This window comes from Kitasatospora sp. NPDC048540 (assembly GCF_040651175.1).
Classification (GTDB): Bacteria; Actinomycetota; Actinomycetes; order Streptomycetales; family Streptomycetaceae; genus Kitasatospora.
Window position 1 is genome coordinate 15,851 of record NZ_JBEZIR010000011.1, and the last position, 16,479, is coordinate 32,329.

The following is a 16,479-nucleotide window of genomic DNA, read 5'->3' on the forward strand; positions in this document are numbered from 1 at the left end:
GCGGCGGGGAAGCGGGTCCGGGTGGCGCGGTCAGCGGGTGAAGGCCGCACCGAGCAGGCTGAGGCCACCCGCCAGCGTGCTGGTACCGAGCAGGGCCCAGAACAGGTCGCTGAGCAGGGCCGACGCCGAAGCCGAGTCGTGGCCCGCCAGCACCACCCGCCCGGGCCGCCGGGCGTCGTAGGCGACCTGCACGTCCGTCCCGGGCACCAGACGGGCCGGGCGGCGCAACGGGGTGTGCCCGCGGGGTCGCGCGAGCACGGTCCCGGTCCCGGTCCCGGTCCCGGTCCCGATCCGGTCGTCGCCGGCCCGGCCGCCGAGGACGTGGCCCGCGCCGGAACGGTCCGCCGGGTCGGGCACCGCCCGCAGCACCCCGGCATCGGCCCGGCCGGCCACCGGGTACGCCAGCAGTGGGGCGCTGTCCAGCTCACCGGAGGCGTCGCCGTACGGCTCCAGGTACGGATCCGCGCCCGGGGTGCCATCGGCGACCACCCGCGCGGTGACACGCACGCCGTGCCGACGCAGACGGTGGCGAAGGCGCAGTTCGACGGCGCACCAGAGCAGGAGTGCGCTGCCGAACACCGCGAGCACCACCCCGGCCGCCAACGTCGTCGGCTGCTCCACCCCGCCGCTCCCGTCTCTCTGTCCACAAGCCTGTGGACAGAGAGTTCCAGCCCGCGGACAACCCCGGACCGACGTCCGACGTACACCGGGCAACGTCAAGCCGTCCAACGGGTGAACGGCACCGGCGCGCGACGCACCGCACGGTAATGACGGTACGTCACCGAGCCGCCCCGACAGGGAACTCGGGCCGGACCCTTGTCCGCCCCGTCACAGAGCGGCACCGGGCGTCACAGCCTTGCAACCGCCGCAACCTGGCGGCGGCCCCCACCCGTATCCCCGGACGACATCGGCCTTTCCACAGGGGGATACCGCCATGAACCGCCGCCACCGCCTCCTCGCCCTCGCCGCGCTGCTGGCCACCACCACGCTCGGCCTGACCGCCTGCGACCCCGACGGCGCCGCCCCGGCAGCCGGTTCCTCGGCGGCCTCCGGCGTCCCGAACCCGACCGGCGCGACCACCCCGGGCACCGGCACGGGAGGGGCGGGCGGCGCGGCCACCGGCAGCGCGAACCCCTCGGCCAAGCCGTCGGCCAAACCCTCGGCCAAGCCTTCCGCCAAGCCCACCGGGTCCCCGTCGGCCGACTGCACCACGGCCGCCCAGAAGCCCGGCCACCAGGTCCTGCACGCCACCGCCGCCGCAGCCGGCCAGCTGACCGCCCAGAAGACCGTGTTCACCTGCGGCCCGACCGTCGACAACGACGGCTACTACACCCCCCAGGGGCCGGCCGCCGCCTACCCGTTCGCCGCGGGCGCCACCGCCCGCCTGGTCGACCTCACCAACGGCAGCGGCACCCGGACCGTCCCGCTCCCCACCCTGGTCGGCCACCTCGGTGACTGCCTGGCGCACCGCACGCCGGCCGACGGCTCGAACTGCTACGGGGACTACTACGACGTCGCCCTCGACGGATCCGGCCACATCGCCGCGATCAGCGAGCTGTACCACCCCTGACCTGCGCCCGGACCGCCGCCCGGACCTGCGGGCCCGACGCCGGACCTGGCCCTCCGGGCCGGAGCCCGGGCCCCGGCCCCTGGATTCTGGATCCGGGGGCCGGCGCCGGCCGGGTCAGGCCGTGACCGGGTCGATGAATCCCTGCTCGGTGAGCATCCGCAGCGACTCCGGCACCCGGTCCCGCAGTACCACCCGCTCCTCGCCGAGCAGCTGGGCGATGGCATCGACGATGTCGCCCGCCGGCAGGGTGCCGTCGCAGACCCCGACGAAACCGGCGCCCACCGTGTCCACCTTGGTCGCCCGCCGCATGCCCCGGTTGTGACGCAGGATCACATGCTCGGGGTCCTCCGCACCGGGTGCGCCCACCTGCTCCTGGACCACGTCGTCGACCAGCACGTACTTGGCGGCCAGCAGGGCGGCGTCGTCATGTGCGCGCAGGAAGTCCTGCCGGTCGAACCAGCGCTCGATGTGCGGGCCGAGCGGCTGCTCGACCGGGTGCGGCCACTCCTCGACCCGGACCACCGGATCGGCGGCGCCGCCGGCCCGGAGCGTGATCCAGCCGAACCCGACACCCTCGACGTCCGCGGCCTCGAAGGCGTCCAGCCACTCCGCGTACCGGGCCTGGTAGTCGGCGCCGGGGCCGCGGTGGTCGCCGCCGTCGCGCAGCCACAGCTCGGCGTACTCGGCCACGTCCTGGACCTGACGCTGCACCACCCACGCGTCCAGTCCGGTTCCTGCCACCCACCCGGCCAGCCGGTCCTGCCAGTCCTCGCCCTTGACGTGCTGCCAGTTCGCCAGCAGATGGCAGTAGCCGCCGGGCTCCAGGTGGGCCGCGGCGTTGCGGACCAGGCTGCGGCACAGCCCGTCGCCCGCCATCCCGCCGTCGCGGTAGACGAAGCGGCTGCCGGGCGAGATCACGAACGGCGGATTGGAGACGATCAGGTCGAACTTCCGCCCGGCCACCGGTTCGAACAGACTGCCCTCCGCCGTCTCGGCGCCCTCGAAACCGGACAGTGCCAGGGTCAGCCTGGTGAAGTGCAGGGCGCGCGGGTTGAGGTCGGTGGCGGTGACCCGCTGGGCGTGCCGGGCCGCGTGCAGCGCCTGGACGCCGGAACCCGAGCCCAGGTCCAGCACGGACCGCACCGGCCGCCGAACGGTCAGGTTCGCCAGCGTGGTGGAGGCACCGCCCACGCCCAGGACCAGGTCCTTGCGCGCGACCCCGGCGGCCGTCTCGCCGGAGCCGATCCCGCCCGCGCCACCGACCGCGCAGCCCAGGTCGGACACCACCCAGGCGTCCGCACTGTCCAGACCGGCCACCTCATTGGCGTACGGCCGGATGTCCACGGCCGCGCGCAGCTCTCCGCCGTCCGCCACCAGCCAACCGTCGGCCAGGCAGTCGGCCACCGGCAGCGCGGCCTCGGCCGCGGCGTACGACACCGGCTGCTGCAGCAGGAACAGGCGCACCAGCGTCTCCAGCGGCGTACCGCCGCGGGTCGCCCGCAACGCGGGCACCGCCTCGCTGCGCGCCAGGGCCGCATAGCCGGTCGGCCCGAGCAGGTCGAGGCAGCCGTCCGCGGTGAACGAGGCGGCGAGCAACGCCTCGCGGAGCTTGGCGAGACGGGAGGCATCAAGAGTGGGGCTACTGGTCACCCCGCCATTGTCCCCCGCCACCGCGGCTCCCCGGCCGCAACCACGGCCACGGCCATGGCCACGGCAGGCGGGCTCACTCCGACCGGCCGGCCCAGCGCCCGGCCCAGCACCCGGCCCAGCTCGGTCGGCCGACCACTACGGGCCTGCTGGCTCGGCCTGCCGGCCGAATTCAGCTCGCGCTCGGCGACGGCGCGGCGGAGGACTGACCTGCGGCCGGGGCGGCCGGGGAGGCCGAACCGGCGGGAGGTGCGGCGGAACCGGCAGCGGGAGAGGCGTTGGGATCGGCGGCCGGCGGCACAGCCGCACCGGACCCGCCGGACCCGCCGGGGGCGCCGGTCGCGGGCGAGCCGGCGGGCGAGCCCGTCTTGCAGCCCGGCTGCTTCTTCATCGCATCGCCGAGTTCACCACTCTGCAGCCGGGCCAGCGCCTGGGTGGACAGCTGGGAGAGCCGCTGCACCTGGTCGCCCACGCTGCGCAGCCCGTCCGCGAACTTCGCCTGGTCCGTGGTGGGCAGGCCCTCGAGCTTCTTCTGCGCGTCCTGATACCCCTGGGCCGCCTGCTTCAGTTCGCCGACCGCGTCCTTCTGCATGGCCGCGCCGTCGGTGACCTTGGGCGCACCGGCCTTGTCGATGGCGTCGGCGAGCTCCTGGTTGGTCTTGCCGAGCGCCGCCAGGTCAACCGCGAGCCGCTTCTGGAGATCCGCCGGGGGCTCGGCGGGCTGGACCTTGGCGGTGTCCGCGAGAGCCGTCCGGGACTGGGCGATCGGCGCCTGCGCCGCGTCGCAGACACCCTTCGCCCAGGTGCCCAGCTGTGCGCTGTTGTCGTCATCGCTGCACGCGGCGGTGCCCAGCGCGAGGACCGCGCCGAGTGTGGTCACGGCCAGCAGTCGCTTGTTCACCAGTGGGCCCTTTCGGCGGTCCGGGTCATCGACCTGCGAACCTACACGGCCGTCCGCCCCCGCCGCACAGGCCAGGGGCCGGACGGTACCGAAGCCGCAGATCAGACGCCGGTCAGACGCCGGATACCCGTTCCACCGGCTCCACCGGCCCGGCCCGCTCGACCCTGATCGGATCGCCGCTGCGCACGGTCCGAAGGACCTGCGCGTCGCCCTCCAGCGCACCGAGGACGTTGCAGGGGCCGGCGAGTCGACACTCCCCGCCTCGCGAGATCGGGGTCGGCCCGTACGGCAGTGCCAGGCTGTCGCCGTCCGTCCAGAACGCCACCGTGCCCGGCTCGACCACCTGCTGCGCATCGGCCTCCTGCGGCACGCGGACGGGCGTGCCGAAGTAGACCTCCTCGCCCCAGGTACTGGCAGAGGAAGCGATCGGCAGCGCGGCCCAGAGCGCCTCGGAGGTGGGGGTGGAGCGCAGCACGGCGGTGGCCTGCCCTGCTGGCCAGAGAATGCGTATCCGCATGGGGTGTCCTCTCCCGGACGTGGTGAGACCTCACCGATCGCGCCGGGGAGCAGCGAACCGCCTGCTTCAACAGATTGTCAATCAATGCCCGAAGGGTGGGCGCCTGCCCAGGCATCCGTGCGCCCCGAGGGCACAGCGATTCCGCCTGACACGCACCCACTCGACGCGGCACAGCCGACCGACACCGACCGACTGCGAAGCACGGAGAGCCGCAGGCTGACCCACAAGGGCCGGAGCCAGGGTGGGACGGCAGGGTGTCAGGCCTCGACCGGAACGTTGGCGATCGGCCAGCTCATCTTGACCAGGCCGCCCTCGGCGCCGTTGTCCACCTCGACGTCCTCGACCAGGCCGGTGATCACGGCGAGGCCGAGATCATCCTCACCAGCCTCGGGTTCGGCGCCGGCGTCGCGCTCGGCCGTCAGGATCGGACCTGCCTCGTCCTCGACCTCGATGAGGAAACGCTTCTCCAGGTCCGTCAGAGCGACCCGGATCGTGCCCTCGACGCCGCTGCGCTGGTGCAGGCCGACAGCGCGCGAACACGCCTCGCCGACCGCCAGTCGGACCTCGTCCAGCACCGACTCGTCGACCCCGACACGTCTCGCGACAGCTGCCGCCACCAGGCGGGCCGTGCGCACATGCCCTGGGAGCGCGCTGAATCGAAGTTCGACGGTTGCCATCAATCCCCCTCCGGGGTTGCACCCCGTGCGCGGCGGCGGAACGCTCGGCTCCGGACCGACACGGGCAGAGTCGGCTCCCGGACCGGCGGGGCGGCGGACAACGCCGCGCCCCGCCGGTATCCGGAGAGCGATCAGTCGGTCGCCGAGACAGCCTCTTCCACAGAGGTGTGGATCGGGAACACCTTGGTCAGACCGGTGATCCGGAAGATCTTGAGGATTCGCTCCTGGTTGCACACCAGGCGCAGCGAGCCCTCGTGCGCCCGCACCCGCTTCAAGCCGCCGACCAGCACACCGAGGCCGGTCGAGTCCAGGAAGTCAACGCCTTCCATGTCGACGACCAGGTGGTAGCTGCCGTCGTTGACGAGCTCGACCAGCTGCTCGCGCAGCTTCGGGGCGGTGTACACATCGATCTCGCCGCCAACCTCGACGACCGTGCGATCGCCGACTGTACGGGTCGACAGGGACAGGTCCACGGAACCTCCAGCACCTTGCCTTGCTACGTCATTGCGATCTTCGGCCAGGTGGCCGCCACCGCGTGGTCGCAGGCCAGGGGCGTGGCAAGCCGCGGCTCGGCCTCGACTTTGCGACCCTCGGCCATGCGGCCGTCACGGCCTCATTCAACCACTTGTGACCATGCCCGCACGATGGCTTAGGGCGATTCTCCGTCACGCCGGTGACACACTGGGTCCTCATGCCGCCCCGTCATCACCAGCCCGAGGCTCTGCTCGAGACCCTGTCCACCGACCGGGGCCGAGCGGACCGCCTCACCCATACGGAGCATCTGCCCGCCCGCGCCGCACGTTACGCACCCTGGCCTCAGGGAATCCGCGCGGAAGTGGTGGAGGCCGCCGCCGCCCTTGGCGTGTCGCAGCCGTGGACGCACCAGGCGGAGGCCATGGACCTCGCCCGGTCGGGCCGGTCCGTGGTGATCGCCACGGGTACCGCCTCCGGCAAGTCGCTCGGCTACCTCGCCCCCGTTCTGAGCGCCCTGCTCGACGGCACCGAGGCCCGCAACGGCCGCGGCGCCACCGCCCTCTACCTGGCCCCGACCAAGGCCCTGGCCGCCGACCAGCGCCGGCGCGCGGCGGAGCTGGTGCCCGGCCGGGTACGGGTGGCGCTGTACGACGGCGACACCCCCGGAGAGGAACGCGAGTGGGTCCGCCAGTACGCCTCCTACGTGCTGACCAATCCCGACATGCTGCACCGGGGGATCCTTCCCGCCCATCCTCGTTGGTCCTCCTTCCTCAAGGCGCTCGAGTACGTCGTCATCGACGAGTGCCACAGCTACCGGGGGGTCTTCGGCTCGCACGTCGCCCAGGTGCTGCGTCGGCTGCGGCGGCTGTGCGCCCGCTACGGCTCGAACCCGACCTTCCTGCTCGCCTCGGCCACCACCGCCGAGCCGGCCGCCACCGCCGAGCGGCTCACCGGTCTGCCGGCCGTGGCCGTGACGGACGACGCCTCCCCCCGCGGCCCGCTGGTCTTCGGGCTCTGGGAACCGCCGCTCACCGAGAACGTCGGTGAGCACGGCGCCCCGGTCCGGCGCACCGCCACAGCGGAAGCCGGGCACCTGCTCACCGAGCTGGTCCAGGCCGGCACCCGGACCGTGGTGTTCGTCCGCTCCCGGCGGGGCGCGGAACTGGTCGCGCTCCAGGCCCAGGACCAGCTCGGCAGCCCGCTGGCCGGGCGGGTCGCCGCGTACCGGGGCGGGTACCTCGCCGAGGAACGGCGGGCGTTGGAGAGCGACCTCCAGTCCGGGCGGCTGCTCGGGGTGGCCTCCACCTCCGCGCTGGAACTCGGTGTCGACGTGTCGGGCCTGGACGCCGTGCTGATGGCGGGCTACCCGGGTACCAGGGCCTCGCTCTGGCAGCAGGCCGGGCGGGCGGGCCGCGAGGCCCAGGGCGCGCTCGCCGTGTTGATCGCCCGGGACGACCCGCTGGACACCTACCTGGTGCACCACCCGGAGGCACTGTTCGCGACCCCGGTCGAGGCCACCGTGCTGGATCCGGACAACCCGCACGTGCTGGCCCCGCATCTGTGCGCCGCCGCAGCCGAGCTCCCGCTGAGCGAGCCCGACCTGGCACTGTTCGGCCCGTCCGCCGCTCCCTTGCTCCCCGTGCTGGAACGACGTGGCCTGCTGCGGCGCCGCACGGACGGCTCCTGGTACTGGACCCGTCGCGAGCGGGCAGCCGACCGGGTGGACCTGCGTGGCAGCGGCGGAAACCCCGTTCAGATCGTCGAGGCGCCGACCGGCCGACTGCTCGGCACCGTGGACGCCGCAGCCGCCCACACCACCGTGCACACCGGTGCCGTCCACCTGCACCAGGGCCGGAGCTACCTGGTGCAGGACCTGGACCTGGAGACCTCGGTCGCCCTGGTCGAACGGGCCGACCCGCCCTACACCACGGCCGCCCGGGACATCACCTCCATCTCGATCCTGTCCACCGACACCACCGAGGAGTGGGGCGAGGCCCGGCTCAGCTTCGGGTCGGTGGAGGTGGTCAACCAGGTGGTCGGGTACCTGCGCAAGCGGATCTCCACCGGAGAGATCCTCGGCGAGAGCAAGCTCAACCTTCCTCCCCGCACTCTGCGAACCCGGGCCGTGTGGTGGTCCGTCACCGAGGACCAGCTGCTCGACGCCGACATCCCCGTCGACCAACTGCCCGGCGCCGCCCACGCTGCGGAGCACGCCTCGATCGGTCTGCTTCCGTTGTTCGCCACCTGCGACCGCTGGGACATCGGCGGCGTGTCCGTGCCGCTCCACCCGGACACCGGCCTGCCGACCGTCTTCGTGTACGACGGCCACTCGGGCGGCGCCGGGTTCTCCGAGCGCGGGTTCCGGCGGGCGGTGGAGTGGCTGACCGCCACCCGCCACGCCATCGCCGCGTGCGAGTGCGAGCGCGGCTGCCCGTCGTGCGTCCAGTCGCCCAAGTGCGGCAACGGGAACGACCCGCTGGACAAGGCCGCGGCCGTCCGCCTGCTGGGCATCCTGCTGGCGGGTGCGCCGAACCACCGGGAGGCCTCCGGCGGGGCACGGCCGAACGACGACGCGCGGGCAACGACGACGGACCAGGCAACGGCGGTGCGGGCGGGGGAGGAACAGCCACCGGCGGAGCGGCCTGCGGTGGAGCAATCGGCGGCCGAGCAACCGGTGGACGGATCGGCGGGCTGAACCAGGCAGGCCGCGGGTGGGTCGGCCGCCGCTGGCCCCTGGCCGGGCGGTCCCAGCGGACTCTGGGCCCGAGCCGGCCCGTGGGCCAGCGGCTTGGCCGGTGCCTTGACGGGCGTCTTGGCGGGTGTTTCGTCGGGCGGGAGCGGGTACGTCCGGGATTCGACCGCCCCCGTTCCCATCGCCCACACCGGGCCGGCCCGTGACCGCGCGGTAGCCGGTCCGACCGGCACGGACAGCCCTCGCACCGGGACCTGGACCTTCACCTCGACGCTGTCGTCCTCGGTCGAGGCCGAACAGGACACCAGTTCGGCCTCCTGGAGTCGGGCAACCAGCGCCGCGTGCCCGCAGCCTCCGTCCGGGTCGATCAGCAGACGGTCGGCGGCGGCCAGCGCCGCCAGATCGGCCGCGGACTCGGCCCGGTGCCGAGCTGCGACCACCGCCCCGACCTCCACGCTGACGGCGAAGAGGGCACAGCCGAGCAGGCCCACGGCAACCAGCCAGATGGACGCCGATCCCCGGTCCGCGGCCGCGGCGCCCCACCGAGTGGCCCGTCGGGCGCGGAACCGGCAGCCGGCTCGGGCCCAGCCTGTTCCGGCACGCCTGGGCGTCGGCCTCCGAATCAGCGTCGGTATCGGCATCGGCACCCGAATCCGTGTCGGCCTCCCACTCAGGACGGCCATGCGGCGCCTCCTCCGTCCGAACCGATGACGTCCTCACGCGCCGCGACCGCACTCGCCCCGAGCCGCACCGCGAGGAGGGCTCGCAGGCTCCCTGGCCCGGGCCACGGCGCCTCCACCGTGACCCGGACGGTCCGGTCGTCGGTCACCACGCGGACCTCGGCTCCGGCCGGGGCCGCTTGCCTCGCCAGCGCCTCCGCATCGGGATCACCGCGGGCGGCAGCCCGCGCGGCGACCCTGGCCGCGTCGACGCAGCGGATCTGCCCCGCGGCAGCCACCACCCCCCACACGAGCATCACGGCGAGCAGGACCAGCGCTGGAAGCGCCACCGCGGTCTCGGCCGTCACGTACCCGGCGTCCCGTCCCGACCGGCGCAGTCGGTCGCACCGCATGGAGCGCCCGGTCGAGGACGTCGGACAACGCACCCGAGACGGTGTCACTGGTCACCACCCGGTACAGGATCGCCGCGAAGGCACAGGCGGCGACCGTTCCGATGGCGTATTCGGCGGTGGTCATGCCGGCGTCCCGGCCGCCCGCCCTCATCCGCCGCAGCCCGGACCGAGGCCAGGATGTCAGGCGTCCGAGGACGCGGCTCAGGGTGTGGGACAGCTGGCGCGGACCCTGGATCTGGGACATGGCGAAGCTCCTTCAACAGTCGTAGGAGGCTGTCGGCCGGCCGGGCTGCTGGCCGGGTATCTGGCTCGGCATCGGCTCCGGTCCGGCCGTCAGATCCGCCGGGCGAAGAGGGTGGTCAGTCCGACCACGACCGGGACGACACCGATCAGGACGAAGGCCGGCAGGAAGCACGCCCCGAGCGGTGCGGTCGCAAGGACCCCCGCCCGGCGGACTCTGGCATGTGCCGCACGGCTCGCCGCGGCTCGTTGGGCGTGGGCGAGTCCGCTCAGTGCCTCGGCGGGTGGGGCACCGCTGAGACTGGTGCGGATCAGGCATCTGGTCAGCGGGGCCAGTGGCGGACAGTCGGCCGCCAGCTGCCCCCAACAGTCCTCCGGCGCAGCGCCGAGGGAGAGCTGTGCCGCCACTCCCCCGAGGCGTGTGCTCATGGGGGCGCCGACGCTCCGGGCGACTGCCGCCGCGGCCTCGGCCGGTGACGGGCAGGTGCCCAGGCATGCGGCCAAGAGGTCTGCGGTCAGGGGCAATTGCCGGACGATGCCATCCTGCTCGCGTGCAGCTCGGCGGGCGGACGGCGAGCGGATCGCGGGCGCCCACCGCCACAAGGCCAGTCCGACCAGAGTTCCGGCCGGCAGGCCCAACCGGCCGCCGAGCAGGGCGGCCGTCCCGAGCAGCGCGACCAGTGGCATAACCCAGCGGTTCGCCAACACCGCGCCCGCCCCGTCCTGCAGCGACCCGGCACGGCGCACCCAGCGGTGAATCGGTCGCCGCTGCGGTCGGAAGGACCGACCTGGCCGCAGGATCCACGCCGCTCGGGCACGGGCCTCGCGCCTCCTGACGACCCGATGGGCCTGGACGGCCGTGCCGGCCAGCCCGGCAAGTCCGGCCGCTGCGATCAGCCCGACCGGCAGAAGCGCCACGGCATGCCGCCAGGGGGCACCGGGCGAGGGCGACGCGATGATCAACTCGGCTCCTTGACCAGCACGGCCCGGGTACGGGCCAGCCCGCACCCCGACGGAGCGCCGGAGCCTGCTGCGACCACACGCCGTTCGCCGGCCCCGTGCCGTAGCGGCTCGGCGCCCTGCACGGCCTCCGCTCCCCGGATGATCCGCGCGGTCCAGTACAGTCCTGCCGCCTCCAGCAACACCCCGCCGAGCAGGCACGCCAGCCCCGCGGGGGTGTGCAGCAGGATCCGCACCGGCTGCACACCGAGCGCGAACCCGAGCAGCATCCCGACCAGGGGTAGAGCTGCGAGCATCGCGACCGTCGCCCGCGGCCCGGCGAGCTCCCCGGCGATCTCCTCTGCAAGGGCCCGCTCGGCCCGCAACGCGTCCGCGACGTGTTCCAGCCCAGCAGCCAGGCCTGTCCCGCTCTCGGTGGCGACCTGCCAGCAGGCCGCGACCGCCGCGGCACCACTGCCGCCGGGCAGCTCTGCCACCAGCCGCAGAGCCGCCGGTACATCGGCGCCGTACGGGGCTGCGGCCAGCCGGGTGGCCGGTTCCGCCCCGAGGCTGCGGCGCAGCCGTGCCCCGGCTCTGGCGATGACGGCCTCCAGTGCCTGTCCTGCGGTCGCGCCGCTGCGCAGCTCGGCGGCAAGCCCGGCGCAGAGGTCGATCACCGCGGCCGACCTGCGCCCGGCCTCGACTCTCGTCCGACGTCGGCGCCGGTAGCCGTGGAGTGGCCGGATGCTGGCGAGTGCGCCCAGTACCGGTACGGACGAGCGGGCGAGCACGCCCAGCAGCAGGCCGGTGGGCAACAGAAGCAGCTCGGGTACCAGCCACCGCGGTCGGGTGGCCGACAGCCGCCCCCACAGCCGTACGGCTCGAGCCGACAGGCCGGAACCGGCGGCGGGGACGCGGCCGAGGAGCAGCCGGGTGCGGCGCCTCGCCCGGGCTCGCTGCCGTAGGCCGCCCAGCCCGATCCGGAAGCCCACCACGACGCCTCCGATACCCGCGATGAGCGGTAGCGTCCCGACCGCGGGGGCCGGGGTCACCGGATCCCCCTGACGGCCGAACGCAGCAGCCACCAGGCGGTCCCTGCCACCGCGCAGAGCAACACCGAACACAGCAGAGCGATCTGGCGGTCGGTCATCGCAGGCTCCTCGGCAGCTCGACGCCGCGGGCCTCGCACCGTTGCCGCAGTCCGTCCCATCCGGGTCCGGGCACGCTGGTGCCGTCCGGGCCGAACCCGACCGCGAGCGTGGTCCGGGCGAGTCCGTGGTCGTCGTCGGTGAGGGTGTGCAGGGCGGTGACCCGGCGGGTACCCGTTGCCGGGTCGCGGGCCAGGTGGACCACCACGTCCAGCGCGGCTCGGAGCTGGCTGTGCAGCGCCGGGCGGTCCAGGCCTGCCAAGGCGCCGAGCGCCTCCAGCCTGACGGGGACATCGGAGGCGGAGTTGGCGTGGACGGTTCCGAAACCCCCGTCGTGCCCGGTGTTCAGGGCAGCCAGCAGGTCCACCACCTCGGCGCCGCGCACCTCTCCGACCACCACCCGGTCCGGACGCATCCGAAGGGCCTGCCGGACCAGATCCCGCAAGGTGAGCTCGCCGAGGCCCTCCTGGTTGGGTGGACGGCTCTGCAGCTGGACCACATGGGGGTGGTCGGGCCTGAGTTCGGACGAGTCCTCGGCCAGGACGATCCGCTCGTGGTGGGCGACCAGGCCCAGCAACGCCGAGAGCAGCGTGGTCTTCCCCGTGCCGGCGCCGCCGCTGACGAGCACCGAGAGCCGGGCCCTGACGGCCTGCGCGAGGAGCTGTGCACCGGTGGGCGGCAGCGATCCGCAGGCCACCAGGTCGTCCAGGGTGAAGGGTTGCGGGCGGCTGGTCCGCAGCGAGATGTGGGTGCATCCGGCGGCGATCGGCGGGATCACCGCGTGCAGCCGGGTGCCGTCCGGCAGTCTGCCGTCCACCCACGGCCGGGCGTCGTCGAGCCGTCGTCCGGCTGCCGAGGCCAGCCGGTGGGCGAGCCGCCGGACGGCGTCGGGGTCGGGGAAGCGGATGTTCGGCACCCGTTCCAGGCCCGCGCCGCGGTCGACCCAGACCTGGTCCGGCGCGTTGACCAGGACGTCGGTGACCTCGGGTGCGGAGAGCAGCTGGTCCAGTGGACCGGCGCCGATCAGTTCGGCGCGCAGCCGCCGGACGGCGTCGAGGGTGTCCCCGCCGCCCAGCGGCGGGCGGGCCGATCGCAGGGCGGCGGCCACGGATCCGGCGGTCGGCCGAGCGCCCGTCTCGGCGAGTCGGAGCCGGACGGCATCGACCAGTGCCGCCGTCCGGTCCGTGTCCCCTTCCGGCCGGAGCGGGGCGGATCGGGACAGCCCGGGGCCGATCACGACGGGCCCGACGGGCACCGGTCCGGCGGAGCCACGAGTTGCGCGGCTCGGCCGGCCTCGGACCCGGCCCGCCGCGACTGACTCGCGCTGCTCCCCGGCCTCGTCCCGGCCCTCCACGGCGCCACCGGCTCCTGGGGGGCCGGGTACGGCGTCGGCGGACGCGGAGCGGTCCTCTGCGGCGGCCTTCGCCGTGCCGCTGGCTCCGTCCAGGTCTTTCCGCGCCCGCCGGGCGGCTCCGGCCGTCGCGTCCACGGGCGGGGTCAAGCCGGGCGCGTCCGCCGTCCGCGCCACCACGGCCTTCGCAACAGCCTCCCCCGTGTCCACCGTTCTTCCGTCCGGCTCTCCCCCGGAGGCGGAGCGCGGGGCTACGGGCGCCGGGGCGAAGGGGCCGAACGGCCTGGCCCGGTTCCTGTGCTCGTCCCCGGGTCCCCGTCCGATGGGGCGGCGGGACAGCGTGACACCTCGGTGCGGCGCACCGGGGCTCCGGTCCTTGGCGCTCTTCCGCAGGCTGGGCCTGCGCAGACGATCGGTCACTGGGCACCTCCTCCGGCCGCTGCCACCGGGGGCAGGGCCTCGTCCAGGAAACTGCTGCAGAAGCGGGCAAGCGGGCCGTGTTCCCTGCTGCCCGGCGGCGCGCCCCGCTCCACGTCCACGGTCAGACCCGGCTCCAGTGGCAGCTCCCCGGCCAACCGCAGGCGAAGTCCCTTGGCGATCTCGCTGCCGGCCAGGCCGACCGGCCCCGGCACCCGTACCACCGCACGCAGGTCGGACAGCCGCATCCGCGCGGCTGCTGCCACCCGGTCCGCGGCCGCCATCGCGCGCAGCTCGGCGGGGATCACCAGCAGGCCGGTGTCCGCCTGCTCCAGGGCTTGTCCCGCGGCGGCATCGAGGTGGCGCGGCAGGTCGAGAACGACCAGTCCCCCGCGTCTGCGGGCGGCGGCGAGGACGCTGCGCATCGCCTCGGGCGGGATGGACAGCAGGTCGCTGCGGTCCCAGGACAGGGTGGTGAGGCGGTGGAGCTCGGGGAGCGCGCCGGCCAGTTCGGCGCCGCTGACCCGGCCGCGGGATCCGGCGAGGTCCGGCCAGCGCAGTCCGCCGGCCTGTTCGGCTCCGAGCATCACGTCCAGGCCCCCGCCGAGCGGGTCGGCGTCGATCAGCATGGTGCGGTGTCCGGCTCGGGCGGCAGTGACGGCCAGTGCGCAGGCGAGCGTCGACGCCCCGGCGCCGCCGCGGCCACCGAGGACGGCCACGGTCAGTGCCGGGGGGCCGACGCCCTCGGCCGCGTCGGCGATCCGGTCCAGCAGCCAGGTCTGTGCGTCCGGGAGGAACAGCACGTGCTCCGCGCCGAGTTGGACCGCGCGGACCCAGATGTCGCCGTCGTCGAGGTCGAGGCCGAGCAGGAGTACCCCGCTCCGGCGGGTGAGGCCGGCGCAGCGCTCGGCGAGGTCGTCGCCGACCATGACGAGGGGCGCGCCCTCCCACAGGTGCCGCGGTGGCGGGGCTGCGGACAGCAGGTGCGGTTCGGTGCCCGCGGCGGCGCAGATCCGCACCAGATGCTCGGCGAGCGCCTCGTCCCCGGTGACGATGAGCGGCCCCGAGGGGGTCGGCTGGTCGGCGAGGTCGTGATCGGTGATCGGTGTCGACATGACGGTCTCCCCCGGTGAGGTGGTGTCCGGTTCCGGCGGCCGGAACCGGCCGACGACGGGGCGCGGCCGCTTCCCTCGGCGAGGGTTGCGGCGGCTGCCCGGGCACCACGGTGCTGGGCGGAGCGGATTCCGTCATCCCCTTTCCGAATCCCTGTGGACAAGTCGGGGTTGTGGATAACTTTGTTCACTCGCCAGGGGGGTATTGGCATGCAGAATTGACGCGCGAAGGCGTCGGAGAACGATCTCGGAGCCCCACGGGCGCCACACAATGGGGCATTGACTCTGATCACTTAGCGTGATGCCCCGATCCCGATCGGACGGGGCTCGAAGATCATCGCTCGACTTAGCCGGGGCTGCCGTCAGCTCTCCCGGACCGCCCCCAACTCGCCGGTAAAACGGCCCCGGACGTGCGACGACCCCCGCCGGGGGGGAGAGCGGGGGTCGTCTATCCACGGCCCGACTCGGGGGGGGAGGAGCCGGACCGGGTTAGCACGGTCGCGAACGATCCGTGACTTCAATGGTGTACCCGAGCGGCCAGAAACACAAACCCGCGCGCCTACGAGTACGCCGAATGGCGGGGTCCCGGGGCGCGCCCTCTATCCTCAGTTCCCGTGGACACCACCGAGAACGCCGACATCGCCGACCAGGGCGGGAACACGCCACCGGGCACCGCGAACCGTTCCTCCTCGGAAAGCACCGAGCCTTCCGCCGGACGGCGCGCATATCCGGCGCCGCGCACCGCGGCCTTCTTCGACCTCGATAAAACGATCATCGCCAAGTCGAGCGCGCTTGCGTTCAGCCGCCCGTTCTACCAGGGCGGTCTGATCAACCGTCGAGCCGTCCTGAAGAGCGCCTACGCCCAGTTCATGTTCCTGCTCGGCGGCGCGGACCACGACCAGATGGAGAAGCTGCGCGCCTACCTGTCCACCCTCACCAAGGGCTGGAACGTGCAGCAGGTCCGCGAGATCGTCGCCGAGACCCTGCACGGCCTGATCGATCCGATCATCTACGACGAGGCCGCCTCGCTCATCGAGCAGCACCACGCGGCCGGCCGGGACGTGGTGATCGTCAGCAGCTCGGGCTCCGAGGTCGTCGAGCCGATCGGCGCGCTGCTCGGGGCCGATCACGTCATCGCCACCCGGCTGAAGGTCGAGGACGGCCGGTACACCGGCGAGATCGAGTACTACGCGTACGCCGAGAACAAGGCCTCCGCGATCCGGGAGCTGGCCGCGGTCGAGGGGTACGACCTCCCCAACTGCTATGCGTACAGCGACTCGTCGACCGATCTCCCGATGCTGGAGGCGGTCGGCCACCCGTCCGCGGTCAACCCCGACCGGGCGCTGCGCAAGGAGGCGCTGTCCCGGGAGTGGCCCGTGCTGGTGTTCAGCCGCCCCGTGGAACTCCACCGCAGGCTGCCCGAGTTCCACGCGCCGAGCCGATCGGTGGTCGCGACGGTCGCGCTCGGGACGGCCCTGCTCACCGTGGGCGTGCTCTGGTACGCGTCCCGACGGCGCAGGTCACAGGCCTGATCATGGAAGCGGGGCGGGCCTTCGGGGCGGCTCCGACACATCCTTGAGCATCGAAACGGACAAAAAGTAAAAGCTTCGCCATTTCGGGTTCCGCTTTCACCCAAAGCGCGATACAAAGGACATAACGGCCCGCGAGACCCGGTCAGGACCCTACGGGGTCGCTCCGACAACGCAGTTCAGGCCCACGGAC

At 73.7% G+C, this 16,479-nt stretch carries 14 protein-coding genes and 2 pseudogenes; 3 read left to right on the top strand and 13 right to left on the bottom strand.

Annotated features, from left to right (window positions below):
* Window positions 1–30 precede the first annotated feature (30 nt).
* Window positions 31–621, bottom strand: a complete 591-nt coding sequence (locus tag AB0D08_RS06955) for a hypothetical protein (RefSeq protein ID WP_359886690.1) — start codon at window positions 619–621, stop codon at window positions 31–33.
* 313 nt (window positions 622–934) lie between these two features.
* Between AB0D08_RS06955 and AB0D08_RS06960 the strand changes: the two genes are divergently transcribed.
* The gene (locus AB0D08_RS06960; protein WP_359886693.1) at window positions 935–1,570 is read left to right on the top strand and encodes a hypothetical protein; all 636 of its coding nucleotides are present in this window, start codon (window positions 935–937) and stop codon (window positions 1,568–1,570) included.
* 114 nt (window positions 1,571–1,684) lie between these two features.
* On the opposite strand, the gene AB0D08_RS06965 is transcribed toward AB0D08_RS06960, so the two are convergent.
* From AB0D08_RS06965 to bldG, 5 genes are all read right to left on the bottom strand, one after another.
* Complete coding sequence (locus tag AB0D08_RS06965; RefSeq protein WP_359886695.1) at window positions 1,685–3,220, bottom strand: class I SAM-dependent methyltransferase; 1,536 nt, start codon at window positions 3,218–3,220, stop codon at window positions 1,685–1,687.
* A gap of 169 nt (window positions 3,221–3,389) precedes the next feature.
* The gene (locus AB0D08_RS06970; protein WP_359886698.1) at window positions 3,390–4,118 is read right to left on the bottom strand and encodes a small secreted protein; all 729 of its coding nucleotides are present in this window, start codon (window positions 4,116–4,118) and stop codon (window positions 3,390–3,392) included.
* 112 nt (window positions 4,119–4,230) lie between these two features.
* On the bottom strand, window positions 4,231–4,635 hold the full coding sequence (locus AB0D08_RS06975; RefSeq protein WP_359886700.1) for a cyclophilin-like fold protein: 405 nt from the start codon (window positions 4,633–4,635) through the stop codon (window positions 4,231–4,233).
* Between the two features lie 257 nt (window positions 4,636–4,892).
* Complete coding sequence (locus tag AB0D08_RS06980; RefSeq protein ID WP_033822952.1) at window positions 4,893–5,312, bottom strand: ATP-binding protein; 420 nt, start codon at window positions 5,310–5,312, stop codon at window positions 4,893–4,895.
* A gap of 131 nt (window positions 5,313–5,443) precedes the next feature.
* Entirely contained in the window at window positions 5,444–5,785 is a 342-nt protein-coding gene (gene bldG / locus AB0D08_RS06985) for an anti-sigma factor antagonist BldG (RefSeq protein ID WP_033822951.1), read from the bottom strand.
* A gap of 218 nt (window positions 5,786–6,003) precedes the next feature.
* On the opposite strand from bldG, the gene AB0D08_RS06990 reads away from it, so the two are divergent.
* On the top strand, window positions 6,004–8,481 hold the full coding sequence (locus AB0D08_RS06990; protein ID WP_359886704.1) for a DEAD/DEAH box helicase: 2,478 nt from the start codon (window positions 6,004–6,006) through the stop codon (window positions 8,479–8,481).
* A 200-nt stretch (window positions 8,482–8,681) separates the two neighbouring features.
* Here the strand turns inward: AB0D08_RS06990 and AB0D08_RS06995 are convergent.
* The 7 genes and pseudogenes from AB0D08_RS06995 to ssd all read right to left on the bottom strand — a co-directional run.
* Window positions 8,682–9,161: pseudogene (locus AB0D08_RS06995) on the bottom strand (Rv3654c family TadE-like protein); the annotation flags it as partial.
* A complete protein-coding gene (locus AB0D08_RS07000) occupies window positions 9,149–9,505 on the bottom strand; it encodes a TadE family type IV pilus minor pilin (RefSeq protein WP_359886706.1) in 357 nt (118 codons plus the stop codon). The gene AB0D08_RS07000 and the pseudogene AB0D08_RS06995, both read right to left, overlap by 13 nt.
* Window positions 9,506–9,545: 40 nt before the next feature.
* Window positions 9,546–9,701, bottom strand: a pseudogene (locus AB0D08_RS07005) (DUF4244 domain-containing protein); the annotation flags it as partial.
* A 182-nt stretch (window positions 9,702–9,883) separates the two neighbouring features.
* Window positions 9,884–10,753: a type II secretion system F family protein gene (locus AB0D08_RS07010; RefSeq protein ID WP_051813480.1), complete on the bottom strand. Its 870-nt coding sequence runs from the start codon at window positions 10,751–10,753 to the stop codon at window positions 9,884–9,886.
* Complete coding sequence (locus AB0D08_RS07015) at window positions 10,750–11,781, bottom strand: type II secretion system F family protein (RefSeq protein WP_063794448.1); 1,032 nt, start codon at window positions 11,779–11,781, stop codon at window positions 10,750–10,752. Before AB0D08_RS07015 ends, AB0D08_RS07010 begins: the two co-directional genes overlap by 4 nt.
* Window positions 11,782–11,875: 94 nt before the next feature.
* Entirely contained in the window at window positions 11,876–13,099 is a 1,224-nt protein-coding gene (locus tag AB0D08_RS07020; protein ID WP_051813505.1) for a TadA family conjugal transfer-associated ATPase, read from the bottom strand.
* Window positions 13,100–13,644: 545 nt separating this feature from the next.
* A complete protein-coding gene (ssd, locus tag AB0D08_RS07025; RefSeq protein WP_359886710.1) occupies window positions 13,645–14,760 on the bottom strand; it encodes a septum site-determining protein Ssd in 1,116 nt (371 codons plus the stop codon).
* A gap of 611 nt (window positions 14,761–15,371) precedes the next feature.
* On the opposite strand from ssd, the gene AB0D08_RS07030 reads away from it, so the two are divergent.
* Window positions 15,372–16,289: an HAD-IB family hydrolase gene (locus AB0D08_RS07030; RefSeq protein WP_255369527.1), complete on the top strand. Its 918-nt coding sequence runs from the start codon at window positions 15,372–15,374 to the stop codon at window positions 16,287–16,289.
* Window positions 16,290–16,479: the final 190 nt, after the last annotated feature.

Coding starts and splice junctions, on each gene's coding strand:
- AB0D08_RS06960 (WP_359886693.1), top strand. CDS start 935: ATGAACCGCCGCCACCGCCTCCTCGCCCTCGCCGCGCTGCTGGCCACC.
- AB0D08_RS06975 (WP_359886700.1), bottom strand. CDS start 4,635: ATGCGGATACGCATTCTCTGGCCAGCAGGGCAGGCCACCGCCGTGCTG.
- AB0D08_RS06980 (WP_033822952.1), bottom strand. CDS start 5,312: ATGGCAACCGTCGAACTTCGATTCAGCGCGCTCCCAGGGCATGTGCGC.
- AB0D08_RS06990 (WP_359886704.1), top strand. CDS start 6,004: ATGCCGCCCCGTCATCACCAGCCCGAGGCTCTGCTCGAGACCCTGTCC.
- ssd (WP_359886710.1), bottom strand. CDS start 14,760: ATGTCGACACCGATCACCGATCACGACCTCGCCGACCAGCCGACCCCC.